Genomic DNA, 14,163 nt, shown 5'->3' with positions numbered 1-14,163 from the left:
TCATCATGCCCATAAATAGGTGCCCCATAAATAATCATTAATGCATCACCAATAATCTTATCAAGCGTTCCATTGTACTTGAACACGACATCAATCATTAAATCAAAATATTCATTGAGCGTCTTCACCACATCGATGGGATCCATTTTTTCACTCATATTCGTGAAACCACGGATGTCCGTAAAGATTGTTGTCAAGGTTAACTCTTGTCCACCCAGATTCAACAAATCTTCATTTTCTAATATCTTATCAACTATCTGCTTAGAAACATATTTCTTGAAGGTGCTCTTTATTTTATCGAGGTAAGAAATGTCCTCCATGGCTATGACCGTTCCAATCTGCTCCCCTTGATCATCAATGAGCGGAGAGATGGTTAAGTTGACATTTACAGATTCAACACCAACTTTAATCAGAAAATTCTGCTCAGAATAAACGCTTATTTCCTGTTCAACTTTCTCCAATAGTTCAATTAATACAGGATCTTTTTCAAATACAATTTGGTAATGATTACCCAGGCATTCTTCAGCTGAAATATGCGCTATTTTCATAGCGGTTTTATTGATGTAATCAATTTCGCCAAACAAATTCGTGGTTATCACCCCTGTTTGAATCGATTCCATGATATTATCATTAAATCGTTTCGACTCAATCAGGGTGTCCAATAAATAAGTATTGTTATAGGCCACACTTGCCTGAACCGAAATGGCTGATAGCATGGCCGCGTCCTCTTTTGAAAAATCAGACGTACCATTTCTAAGTTCCTTATCAAAAATGATGATGGAACCCAACAATTGATTTTTTCCGGTAATGGGTGCAGCAAGTGCAAATGATTTTTCTAATCTCTCGAGGAGAATATTTTCAATATTTTGACAAGCGTGCTTATCCTTTTGAATGGCTAATTCATGTAAAAACCCTCTCCTTTTATTGAAAATGATCCTGGACAAGACTTTTTCATCCACATTTAAAACTGCCTTCGGAATAAATAAGTCAGAATTTTTTTCTTCAATCAAAATAAACCCACAAGATGCGTCTAAAATCCCGCATGTTCGAATTAAAATATCCTGTAATAAACCATCTAAATCCTCATGTTCAATCAGGGTATTGGTGATTTCAAGTAAGGTTTCTAATTCAAGCTGCTTGAAGGCAATATTGTTCATATTCTTATTTAATCGCTACCAATTTTACCATTCTTACGCACTCAAAAGGCAGTAATTGATAAGGCAAAAACTAAATAACGCGCGTTGAAATTATTAAAATCAAAAATCAGCCAAAGCCTCTTCTTTCGTTGAATAAACAGAGGAGTATTTCGTTAAGCCCATAATCTTAAATGTCTTATCCACAATGGGGGCTAAATTATAATACCCTAGTTTTCCATCAACCTCCTGGAGTTTTTCAATAATTTCAATCAAAATCGAAACTCCAATACTATTCACGACCTTCGTTTGGGCCATATCGAGTAAGAATTTGATACTGCCGTTGGAAATATGTTCATAACAAATATTAGAAATCATTTCTCCCCCTTCATTATTTAAATAACCCTCTGTAATTAATATTACTACATCGTTTTCTACTTCTGTATTTACGTTAAATTGGCTCATGATTCTTTCTTTTTTGTCATTGTTACAGTTGTACCTTCATTCGTAGATTCAAACTCTACGGTATCCATTAATTCTTTTATTAGTTGTAAGCCCCAGCCTCTTTTACGCTCTTCAGTGCCCAACTTGTTTTCAATTTTAGGTATTTGAACTTTTGATTTGTCAAAACCAATTCCTTGATCAATCACTTTAATGACTAAGGTATCATCCTCTAAAATAAAATGTATAAATACATTATTCTGTGCTTGAGAATGCTCAAATGCATTAATGCACGCCTCAATAAGCGCCATACTGATTTCAGCAGCTTTATCTTCGCTTAAATCCATGTGTTTGGCTACCACCTCAGCTGTATTGATAGCCACCAGCTCCATGTTGGCTATAATCGGAAGTTTTAATTCAATTTTAGGTTTATCCATTTTTTATCATTTTATTAAATATCATTTATTTTTTTTGATTATTACAAACGTTATATCATCTGGGTTATGTAAGCCATCCAGCCATTTATCCGCCTCTAAAATAAAAGAATTTTTAATTTCATCCGCAGATTTAGTTCCCACAGATTCTAAATGGTCTTTTACTCGATCGTAATCATACATCTCCCCAGCAGGATTCGGTGCTTCAGGCAAACCATCGGATAATTGAATAACCACATCTCCTGACTCAAAATCCCTTTCAATCAGGTCAAAATCTTCATTCCCCAAACCGCCCAAAGGCAAATTTGTTTGCATGATCTCTTCCACTTTTTTAGAAGCTGCTTTGTATAGAAATATGGGAGGCATAGCCGCAGACGTCATCCGTATTTTATCATCCTTAATCTCAATAATGTTTAAGCTCATCCTTAAGGTACCTAAATCGATCTTGCGAATGACTTGATTTAATTTTTTAAGAATTAAGTTTATTTTGGTCTCTGTAATACTAATTAAACTAGCCTTTGTCACGGAAACCATCATCCCTGAGGCCACACCATGTCCGGTTGCATCTCCACAAATTGACAAAATCGTTTTATCTGGCTTGACAATAAAATCATAATAATCTCCGCCTACTTCAGTGGAAGAACGAATAAAAGTAGCTATTTCCAAATCATTGTTTGTTGGCAATAATTTAGGCAAAAAGCCTATTTGCATTTTTTTCGCCGCTTCTAATTCTTTTGTTTTTCGAGTCTCTTCTATTTTAGCAAATTTGCGCTTTTGAGCGCTGGATTGAACCATCAATAGGACAAAAATCGCCAAAACAAACAAAACACAAATACCACCGATCAATAGCTTTGCTTTCTCTTTTTGCTCATCCAACGCATCATTTTTATCCTGCTCGACAAGGGCAAAATTCTGCGCCTGATTAACCTGCTTTTCACTGTAAAGGCTATCACGTAAATCATTTGCTTTCTTTAAATACAAAAATGCTTGGCTATCTTGACCCAAACTATTGTAGACTTTGGATAACAATTTATAATTACTCAATGCACCTAAGGTGTAAGAATACTTTTTAGAAAGTTCATTAAATAAGTTACCATATTTCAAACTAGAGTCTGGCATATTGATTTTGTAATAAGCCTCCGACATGCCATAATATGATTCCAACGCACCTTTTAATCTACTAGTATATAACTGAATGGGAATTGCTTTGTGATAGGCTTTGATCGCTTTTTCAAAATTTCCCAATTTTATATTTAAATTTCCCTCTAATATATATGGGTAACCCCATTGTTCTAAATAAGGGTATTTAAGATTGATTTTTTGTCCAATCGCTAGAAATTTTTGTGCTTTGTCATATTCATTGATTAATAAATATATATCGACTAAATGTATCACTCTCTGCCTAGTAGTATTTGTCAATTCGGAATTTTTGACAGAGTTTAAACTCAACAAATCCTGATCTATTTTATTTAAATACTCTAAGCACTTGTCTTTATTCCCTAAATGCGCATATATATAAGCAATTTGATAATTTATATCATTGTAAGGATTTGTAAAATAAAAGGCCGATTTTTCATTTAGTGCCGTTATGTATCCCTTATCTAAATTAATTTTTCTATATTTTAAAGCATCAAATGCATGGTAAAGTGCAGAAGTATAGTTTCCCGAATAAATATTCTCTGCATTAGCAAATAATAAATTAATTTGTTCAAGCAGTTCGGTTGAATTAACTTCTTTGGCTTCAATTTCAGCCTTCTTAAGAAAAATTACTGCTGAATCTAGTTTACTTTGAACTAAATTGACAGCCAAACTAATGTAGATTTTTGCCTTTGCCGATTTATCACTTGTTTTCTCGATTTTAAGCAATGAATCTTTAACACTTACTTTAGATTGGGCATGTAATACATTCATGCTTCCCACAAATGCTAACAATAAAATAAAGAATGATTTAATAAAGTTCTTCATAGATTTAATTCGTACGTTCTATAAACATTCTTTTCGTTTTATAATATTGATCAAACGTGCTTAATAACCACTATCGTAATATCGTCAGGGGTTGTTTGGCCTGCCAACCAATCACTTCCTAATACCACCAAAGCATCTTTTATTTCTTCAGCAGATTTTTCTGCACTAGCTAAAATACAATCTTCAACAGCCTGATAACCCAATTGATCCCCTTTTAAATTAGGAGCTTCCGGTAAGCCATCCGAGGCGATGACAAAAATATCACCTTTTGAAAATGAGCGTTCTTCCATATCAAAAGTAGCTCCATACAATCCACCTAGAGGCAAACCACTGATTTGTATTTCTTCAATCTTCTTCGCCTTGGCTATATACAAATAACAAGGTGGCATAGCCGCTGAACTAAGTTTCAATTTGTTCTTTTTGAAATGAACGATATTTAAACTCATTCTTAAAATCCCCAAATCCACTTTTTTAACAAGTCGGTTTAAGTCATACAGCATTTTATTCGGTTCATCTAAAGGAAGACCAATTAAACCGGCTTTAGTGATGGACACCAACATACCCGCTGCCGTTCCATGTCCGGTCGCGTCGCCACAAACGGCGACCAAACTACCATCCGGTTGGGGATGAAAATCATAATAATCACCACCTACTTCCGATGATGTTTGTAAATAACTGGCAATATCTAAGCCTTCCACCTTAGGCAAGGTTTTAGGCAACATTCTATTTTGCAGATCCTTAGCCGCCTCTAATTCAGCTATTCTGCGCTCATCCTCTGCCTTACCTCTTGATTTTTTGGCTTGGTATTTTCCAAACAAAATAAACAGATACACCAATAAACCCAGGTAAACCAGGTAGGCAAAAATAGTTCTATACCAGGGTGGGGAAATTTTAAATTTGACACTGGTCTCGTCACTAACATGGCCAGAAGCATCCATCGCGCGCACATGAAATACATAAGAGCCCTCTCTTAAATTGGTATATTCTTTTTTAGAGTCTCTCGTGTAAGCCGACCACGTATCATCTTGATTTTCAAGCCAATAACTAAAAGTGGTTTTATTCTCAGTCCCAAATAAAGGATAGGCTACCTCAAATACAAGGTTGTTTTGATCAAAAGGAAGTTTTTCAGGAACGATTGGAATAAGTTCCCCATTGGAAGAAATAGAACGAATTAAAGCTTTAAATTTTTGAACGGGTTCTTTTAAAGCCAAAGACGGGATATACCGATACAATTTACTATCCTGCGAACCCATCCAAATTACTTCATCATCCCCACTTCCTTCAGGTAAAATTGTGTAACTCAATTCATCTAAATCCACTTTATAAAAAGGGTACTTTTGGAATGTAAATCCCTTTTTAACGTCAAAATAGGTTTTAAATAATCCTTTTTGACAGATGAGCCACGCATAACCAGCATCTTTATTATAGGTATAATTCGCTAGCTCGGTAGAAACCATAGAGTCTAAGCTAAAACCTGAAAACTTAAGTTTTTTGGCTTCAGCATCAACAATAAAGATTTTATTTGAAGAATCAGAAGCAGCCAAAAGGCCTTCATTTAAATAAAAAAGCCTTTTTAACTGCTTGGTTTTCGCAAATGATTTATCTTGACTAATAGGAGTAAATGTACCTTGGCCCGTTGAATCGTATGTGAACATCACGATTCCTTTCCGCGTAGATATCAATATTTTCCCTGGCTCAGGCTCAATAATTTCCCTACCACTATACTTTTCCCCACCTATGATTTTGATTTCTTTCCAGACGCGGCCGTTAAACTGATGCATTAAAAGCCCATAGGCAGTATTGCTACTAAACAAAAGGCTCGGATTCAACTTCGATTGTATGGATCCCGAGCTTCGATACGTATCTGAAATTTTAATCTTCTTCCCATTTAATACGGCGTTAATTGAATAATTATCTGTACTAACAATTTGATCATCAAATACACTTAACGCCCCACCCAACTCTTTAACATCCAGTGACTTAAAAACGGAAGTTTCGGTAATCGACTTTTTGGGAACAAATTGGAATAAATCATCGGTAGTACGAACGTATAATTTCCCTTGATGTCTTATAATATTTCTCACCCCACCTTGGATTCCGTTTAATGAAGAAAAGTTAGTCAATGAAGGATCAAATGAAATTTTAGTAGCTCCAGAATTTGCTCCCCAAATATCTCCAACTCGATCCTGGGTAACGAAACTAAAACCTGTTTCCAATAAACCAGACTTCAAACCCACCTCGGCGTTGGTGCTTAAATCTTGATTTAGAAATAAAATACCCTTATCAGTAGTAATAATAGGGATTTTACCATTTCGCATGACCTTATCATTGATGTAGGACTTCCCTTCAATGACATATTTATTGGCATAAGGATTATTCACAGGCATAAATTCGCCTTTCTTCGTCATCCGAATCAATCCAATGTTTCTAGAGACGAGCAAGTGATCACCATTTGCCAATAGATAGTTTGCTTCAATACGATTTTGAGCAAATAACTTTTCCGAACCTTTTATAACTGAAAATCCAGATTTTTGGGAGAATTTAAACAAACCTTTGCCCCAAACTCTTAAATAGACTCCATCAGGTGAACTAAATATAATATGAATTTCGTCCTTAAACTTATAGGAACGTAGGTACTTTTTGTCTTTAAATAAATAAACCGCATTTTCTGTTTGAAAAAATACGGTATCTTGATGTATGGCTATGCCCCATAAAGTAGCTGTAATCTCATCTTTCTTGGGTAATTTATCGGAGAGAGATATGTATTCATTTTGACCAAATTTATTTTTTTGAAGATAACCAAAATTAAAACTGGCAGATGCTACATAAAGGGTATTTTTTGAATCTGCCTCAACATCACGAATAAAAGCATTCATCGGCTTACCATTCTGCAACACCCTCCTTACTCTTTGTCCATCAAATTCGATTAAACCATTTCTAACATTACCTACATAAATGACGCCATCTTTATCTTGATGTACAACGTAATTTCCAAAAGACGAATTCAAAAAATCCCTTTTGTAATGCGAAATAAAAAAGTTTCCAATTTCTAAATCTTTATCGGTGCTGCTTTTAGAAAATAATCCAAATGGAAGTATCAGCAAAATAGCGATTACTATTTTCATGTAATTAATATAATTGAATAGGTTAGAGGTTCTTATAAAATGGTAAAATCTGTACGAATTAGTAAGTTTCTTTCTGAAACTAACTAGTGAATTTAAAAAAATATTCGGAATTCAAAAACACTATGAATATTTCATTATTATTTAATAATATTAAATGATTTAGTATAGGCTATTTTCGACTTTAAAAATCCTATTTTGACATAATCACGAAGATATCATCCAATGAATTTAGACGCTAATTCGTAAAATAGCAACCTAAGTAATCCTTTGTGACCACAGAAACCACCTCAAACGAAACGGTTTAAATAAGTATGTGGCACATTCGGAATTTAACAGCGGCAAACAATGACCCAATCAACCTTATCTTTAAAACGAGAGATAAACAATCCCAACAAAGTTAACTACTTACTGCTTACTGACTTTAATGGATTGGGTATAACCGAGATTAAAAAAAATGGATAAACAAACGAGATTAATGAAAACTAGGTAAACTCAAAAAAAATGCCCTATTAAAGGCCATTTTTTTATTTATTCAATTCTATTTCTAGTAGCGTTTTTAATTCATTAAGTTTTTCTTTTTGCTGAAGCGCTAAATTAATTTTTTCTTCCGGATCTGTTTTTAAATTGTAAAGTTGATCTTCCAAATCATTCCCAAGTTCAATATTAACCAAGGGATTAAATTTAGCACCTTTCCCACTTCTGATAAATTTCCAATCCCCCTTTTTAATGGCTAAGCTACCCGCTTGTTCAACAATATATTCTCGCCCTAGCTTATTTTTTCCTACCCATGTACTTAAATTGGATCTAGAATCTTTTGCAGAGTTCTCATTAAAAGTAGTCCCGAGCAATTGGCTCATTGTAGCTAGAAAATCAATTTGAGAGATTAGTGCATTTGACTTACCCACTGGGACTTTTTTAGGCCAACGGACAATAAAAGGAACACGTGTGCCTGCCTCAAATGAACTATATTTTCCACCTCTCAAATTACTAGCTGGTTGATGTAATCCTAGGTTTTCCTTAGAGCCATCGATGTATCCATCATCCACAACTGGCCCATTATCGCTTGTTAAAATAACCAATGTGTTTGAAGTTAAATGCAATGAATCAAGCGTTTTCATTAATTGACCCACCGAATCATCCAGTTGCAACAGTGCATCTCCTCTAGTGCCAAATCCGCTTTTTCCTAAAAAGCGTGAATGAGGAATTCTTGGAACATGAATATCATGCGTAGCAAAATATAGAAAGAAAGGATTTTTCTGATTACGCACCATAAAAGACTTTGCTTTATCAGCAAAAGTTTGAGCCATATCCTCATCATCCCATAGTGCCTGTTTCCCACCCACCATAAATCCAATTCTACCAACGCCATTTACAATGGTATTATCATGTCCATGCGAATGCTTCATTTTTAAAAGTTCTGGATTTTCTTTACCCGTCGGTTGGTTACCGATTTTCTTAAGGTAACTCACTTGGATAGGATCCTGACTAGCTAGATTACGAACATGGTCATTTTCAACATAAACACAAGGAACTCGATCACCCGTCGCTGGCATAATAAATGCTTCTTTGAAACCAATATCTAAGGGTCCATCGGCGATTTTTCCATTCCAATTAGGCCCGCCCAAAGGTCCCAAACCTAAATGCCACTTGCCTATAACCGCTGTATTATACCCCGCTTTCGAAAAAACCGTCGCAACAGTTTGTTGGCCCCCAGGAATCAGCGCCACGGCATCTCCTGTCGCCACGCCTGTATCTTTCCTGCGAAAGGCGTATTCACCCTTCAACAAAGAGTATCGAGAAGGAGTACATGTAGCCGAAGTCGTATGCGCTTGCGTGAATATTAGTCCTTTTTTTGCTAACTGGTCTATATTGGGTGTTTTAATCGTCTTAGATCCGTAGCAACCTAAATCACCGTAGCCTAAATCATCCACATAGATAAAAACGACATTGGGTTTTTGACCCAAGGCACAAAGAGGAATAAATACCAATAAGTATTTAATTACGCGGCCAAATTTCTTTTTCATACGATTAGTTTAACTATTTATTTAATTGCAAACACTCTGATTTTTGAAAACAATGTTAGTAAGGATAAAGCTGGAATGATATTATGGCGAATGATTTGTTTAGTTAATTATCTTTAATCACTTCTTTTTCAAAGTCACTTTCGTTGACCCAACCCAATTTGAATTTTTCGCCTTTCATAAATCGTTCATAAAAACCGTTTATTTCAGCTCCTGGATATTGCTCATAGAGGTGTCCATATCCTTGCATACGGAGGTCACCTTGAGCCAATAGTTGAGCTTCCATTTCATTCATTATTGATTTTTTAATTGTTTGAAATTTAGGATTTTTAGCTAAATTATTAACACAATCAGGATCTTTTGATAAATCATACAATTCTTCTCCAGGTCGTTTGCCAAAAGACAGTTGCCAATAATATTTATCGAGACCATTACGTCTATGGTCCAAAAGCAGGGATTTGACAGGTCCGCCGTCGCAATTCAAATAGCCAGTTTCGGGATTGCAGGCAGGCCAACGGTCAGGCTCATAGTTTTTTAGGTACAAAAATCCATTTTTGTGCATTCCCCGTACAGGGTACCCCACATCGTTTGGTCGACCAATGTCGTGTCTCTCTTGTCCTACCAACTGAAAGTTTCGTGCAACTTCAATTTGTCCCGATTTTGTGGAATTGAAAATAGTTACTAAACTTTTCCCAGTGATCGGTCGCATACCCGATTTTTTAGGAGCGATGCCTGCAACCTCCAGAAAAGTGGGAGCCAGGTCAGTCATGTTTACATAGTCAGTTACAATTCTACCAGCATTTTTAATACCATTTTTCCACATAATAGCAAAAGGAATATGATTTGAATTGAGATATTGATTGCCCTTGACTCTTGGGAATGGCATTCCATGGTCAGACGTAAAAACGATGAGTGTATTTTTCAATTGACCCGATTCTTCAAGTATTTTGAGTACCCTTGCTACATGACTATCCATATATTCAATTTCCATGGCATAATCGAGCAAGTCGTTTCGGGTTGTATCTGAGTCGGGATAATATGTAGGAATTCGATCTATCATCTCAACTTTTTTACCCCCCTTGGCAACACCACTTCCGTATTCGTAAGCCCTATGCGGCTCTGTGAAACCTAACCAAAAAGCCCACGGCTTATTACTATCAGAGGCTTTCAAAAATGCCCCAAAATTACCTGCATAGTCGTTGGCAGAGATTTCCTTTGTAGGTGGGATCGTTTTTAGGGTAGAAAATTCTTTAAATAACATATCTCGTTTGCTGCCATCTTCTTTGAAAGCTTTGCCAGGTGCATAACCTTTGCCAGTATACCCAACATAATAGCCGTTTTCATGCAGTACTTCAGGGTAAGTTTTGAAATAATTTGGAAAAAAAATCGAGTGATTCATGGCGGCGTCCAACTGCCAGGGATTTCTACCCGTGAGCATACAGGCGCGAGAAGGGGCACATTTGGCGTTGGGTGTATAGGCATTTTGAAATAAAATTCCTTCTTTGGCAATTCGGTCGAATGCAGGTGTATTTACCCATTTTCTGCCATAAGCGCTCATGTCAAGTCCCGCATCGTCAGCAACAATATATAGAATATTGGGCTTTTGAGCGAAGCCAGTACTTAAAATACCTACGAGAGCAGCTAATGAAAATAAGAATTTGTTGGTCATTTATGTATCGTTGAAACTAACAAAGATTGGTACTGAATTAATCAACTTAAAAATTATAAATATCTGAATATGTCACCTTCTACTTAACAGTAGTATTAAAAATCACCAACAAACGTCAAAATTTCCGTCAGTTTTGAGAGAAAAAAGCAAGAAATTAATCATTAAAGTTGATCGATCTTCCAAATTACTGATTGGCCGTCATTCAACTGGCGAATTGTCCGTGGCCACCCTTGCATTTGTTTGGCCCCCGTTTTCGTTACATCGACAAACCTATCCCAACACTCAAAAGTTACGCTCTTTGCTTTTTTATTAAATCGGATAAGCCCGAATCCATCGCTGAGTTTATTTGGTCCTTCGATGTTTGCATAGGCATGCATGGTAAGTTTGTTACCCAAACCATCCAAATAATCCCCTGTAAACGCTAGTGGATTAGCATCTTCTTTATTCTTGCCTGCTTGTTCATCAAGTGGATGCCACCATCGCTTGTAATAATTATTTACCAATGCGGGCCCCACAAATGCAAACGGACCATCTCGGAAATTATCAATGCCATGCTGAATTAATGTAGGGAGATGCTGGTCTCCTGCTAAATGAATCGCTCCTGCTTCTTTGATAGCCCTAAGTGCATCATTTCTGCCTTTTTGTGGCCAGCCATTACAGTCTAGGTCCGCATGTAAATAATTGTCAAATGTACCATGTCTATGAGCTCCACCACAAAACCCTGTTTGAGATAAAACTGCGCGCATCGAAACGCCCTCAGACTGCTTACCCCAATGCTTTAAAAATGTCATTTGGCGAGAACCAAGTAATTCTAAACCAGCTAAATCAATTGATTTGGGATCATATTGCGTATTGAGAATGTGGTCGGGACGAGGGCCTTGTTGGGGTATTTTCCCTGCCGGACCCGTCTTAAACTTACGATCCTCGATAATCGCAAAATCTATTCCGCCAATGTTAAGATTGGTATAATAAACACCAATACCTTGTTCAATCGGAGTCGGGTCAAAAGCATCCGGCAAATGGGCCGTCTGGCAACGCTCAACCATTTTTACATATTCATGATGAAAAAAATATCCACCGTCGTCACCTGCTGGCGTATTTGATTTTTTACCGTTTTCACCCCAAAGATTACCATGGCCAATATCGTGGTCATCAGGAATAGTCACACACGGTCGATTGCGAAACAACTCACGAAATTGCATTCCAAAAAGCAACCACGCAGCTGTGTGTTCTTTGTGATCGTAACTTTGATCTCCCGCAAAAAAAACTAAATCCGGATTCAAGTGATTGACATTTCGAGTAAATTCTTCCCGCATACCCCTGTCTTTATTAGAATTACAGCTAAACATGGCCACGACTATTTCGTTTTTGTCAACTATCTTTTTTCTAACTAGCCCTTCAAAGATTGCAGTTTGGCCATGTCGCAAGCGATAAGGTGTATCTTTAGTTTCGTCCCAATTTTCGATCCTAAATAAAGCTGACCATCCAATATCATTGACCATTGCTTTGGCTACTTCATTCCATTTTCCGTTTTTCTTTACCTCCAAACGCACTTCTCGAGTCTCGCTTGGGTAAAGCGGAAAAAGTTGAGCTGTCATTTTCATAACTTTGTTTTGGGTAGTATAAATACCAAAACATATCGCCTGATCCCGCGGCACATCTACATTAATTATTTTAGTAGGATTGTCCTTGATCGTTCGTGCATGGTTCCACCAGTCATTTGTACAGTACACATCAATACCGGCGAATGGTGCTTTTACAGGTGGTTCACCTGTTTGAGCTTGAGAGGTTGAGAATAGGCATAAAAAGATAAGAATCGAGCTTAGAATTTTCATTTTTGAATATTTATAATATTTGGGTACTAGATTAAGACTACCAATCGAATTTTAAATGATTATTACTACTTATACTTAACTTGAAGAATTCCGTTTTTCAGAAGAATAATCATAAAGTATCCTGTGAAAATAATTGCAGTAAAAAATTACTTTTTCTTTAATGGCCACATAGTGGAAACGATTCGGTTCTCAGCAAATGCCTTTTCTGCTTTTGCAACAATCTTAGGATATTTAGCTGCCACATCATTTTCTTCGCCTACGTCAGTTTTAAGGTTATAGAGCTCTAGCTTGCCTCCTTTTGCACTCAACTTTACAGCTTTCCACTCATCTCCTAGTCTTACGGCCTGGTCAAAACCGCGCTCATAAAACTCCCAATAAAGCGATTCATGTTTCTTCTTTAATGGTTTACCTTTGAGTGAATTGGCAAAAGAAAGCCCATCTAGATTTAAGGGTTTGCGCCCACCCGTTAATTCCGCTGCCGTTGGGAAAAAATCCCAATTGGCCAACACGTCGTTATTAATCAAGCCTTTTTTTACTTTACCTCCCCAAGCAATCAGTGGAACCCGAATTCCGCCTTCATACATATCGCGTTTGATACCTTTTAAAGGGCCATTACTATCAAAAAATACAGGGTCTGCGCCACCTTCTTGGTGTGGTCCATTGTCAGAAGTAAAGAAAACATACGTGTTTTCTGACAAATTCAAAGATTTTAATAACTCCATCAATCGTCCCATATCTCGGTCCAAGTGAGTGACCATACCTGCGAAATTAGCCCTTGGCTGTGCCTGTGATCTATAATTACCTGCTTTCTGAACAAAAGGAATTTCTGGAAATGCACTCGTTTTATCTGCAGTTAAAAAAGGTGTAATTGACTCAGGCGTAGGTGCGAATACTTCAGCATGCGGCATTGTGATGGCTAAATACATAAAGAAGGGTTTCGCTTGATTGTTTTTGATAAAATCAAAAGCAGCATCCATAACATACAAGTGTGAATGACGCATAGAATCAACTGGCAGTGGCACAGTTTTGCCACCTTTGATTACCCATAAGTTGTTCGTGTAAAAATGATGCGCATGAACATGGTTGGTATATCCCAAAAATTCATCCCAGCCTTGTTTCTCTGGAGATCCGGCATTTTCAGCTTGACCTAAGCCCCATTTCCCAAAGATACCCGTATGATAACCGTTTTGCTTAAAATATTCAGCTACGGTATAATCTTCATCACGTAATGGTACTTCTCCATTACCTCGAATATAGGCATGACCCATGTGCTTACCAGTCATTAAAGCACAGCGAGAAGGAGCACAAACCGTGCTCCCAGAATGGTAATCGGTGTATCGAATACCCTCCTTAGCCATTTGGTCGAGATAAGGTGTTTTGAATTTTTTCTGCCCATAACAGCTTAAATCTCCATACCCTAAATCATCAGCCATGACGTAGATAATATTGGGTCTGGAAGCGGGCTTTGTATTTTTAAAACCAAAAATTCCTATAGTAAGAAGCAATACAACAAGTAGTGAGTATTTCATTTAAAGTGATT

General features: G+C 36.8%; 9 protein-coding genes. All 9 read right to left on the bottom strand.

Translation table 11 applies throughout. From position 1 onward, the window contains the following. On the bottom strand, positions 1–1,157 hold a 1,157-nt coding region (locus AC1W6K_RS09650), incomplete at its 3' end, for a PAS domain-containing protein (protein ID WP_481947324.1). 99 nt (positions 1,158–1,256) lie between these two features. Next, complete coding sequence (locus tag AC1W6K_RS09645; protein WP_481721092.1) at positions 1,257–1,598, bottom strand: STAS domain-containing protein; 342 nt, start codon at positions 1,596–1,598, stop codon at positions 1,257–1,259. After that, on the bottom strand, positions 1,595–2,011 hold the full coding sequence (locus AC1W6K_RS09640; protein WP_481721090.1) for an ATP-binding protein: 417 nt from the start codon (positions 2,009–2,011) through the stop codon (positions 1,595–1,597). The genes AC1W6K_RS09645 and AC1W6K_RS09640 overlap by 4 nt, the downstream gene beginning before the upstream one ends. 21 nt (positions 2,012–2,032) lie before the next feature. Then, positions 2,033–3,919 carry a SpoIIE family protein phosphatase gene (locus AC1W6K_RS09635; protein ID WP_481947323.1) on the bottom strand — a complete coding sequence of 629 codons (1,887 nt, stop codon included), beginning with the start codon at positions 3,917–3,919 and terminating at the stop codon, positions 2,033–2,035. Positions 3,920–4,023: 104 nt separating this feature from the next. Next, complete coding sequence (locus AC1W6K_RS09630) at positions 4,024–7,098, bottom strand: SpoIIE family protein phosphatase (RefSeq protein WP_481947322.1); 3,075 nt, start codon at positions 7,096–7,098, stop codon at positions 4,024–4,026. Positions 7,099–7,622: 524 nt separating this feature from the next. Beyond that, positions 7,623–9,122, bottom strand: a complete 1,500-nt coding sequence (locus AC1W6K_RS09625) for a sulfatase family protein (RefSeq protein WP_481947321.1) — start codon at positions 9,120–9,122, stop codon at positions 7,623–7,625. A gap of 103 nt (positions 9,123–9,225) precedes the next feature. Next, positions 9,226–10,788 (bottom strand): sulfatase family protein, encoded by a 1,563-nt coding sequence (locus AC1W6K_RS09620; RefSeq protein WP_481721084.1) that lies wholly within the window; start codon positions 10,786–10,788, stop codon positions 9,226–9,228. A gap of 161 nt (positions 10,789–10,949) precedes the next feature. Further along, complete coding sequence (locus AC1W6K_RS09615; protein WP_481947320.1) at positions 10,950–12,623, bottom strand: metallophosphoesterase family protein; 1,674 nt, start codon at positions 12,621–12,623, stop codon at positions 10,950–10,952. Between the two features lie 146 nt (positions 12,624–12,769). Beyond that, positions 12,770–14,152 (bottom strand): arylsulfatase, encoded by a 1,383-nt coding sequence (locus AC1W6K_RS09610; protein WP_481721080.1) that lies wholly within the window; start codon positions 14,150–14,152, stop codon positions 12,770–12,772. Positions 14,153–14,163 lie beyond the last annotated feature (11 nt).

It is taken from the genome of Aquirufa sp. (assembly GCF_964796385.1).
The sequence above is the reverse complement of the archived record's forward strand: the minus strand, read 5'-3'. Positions and strand labels throughout refer to the sequence as shown.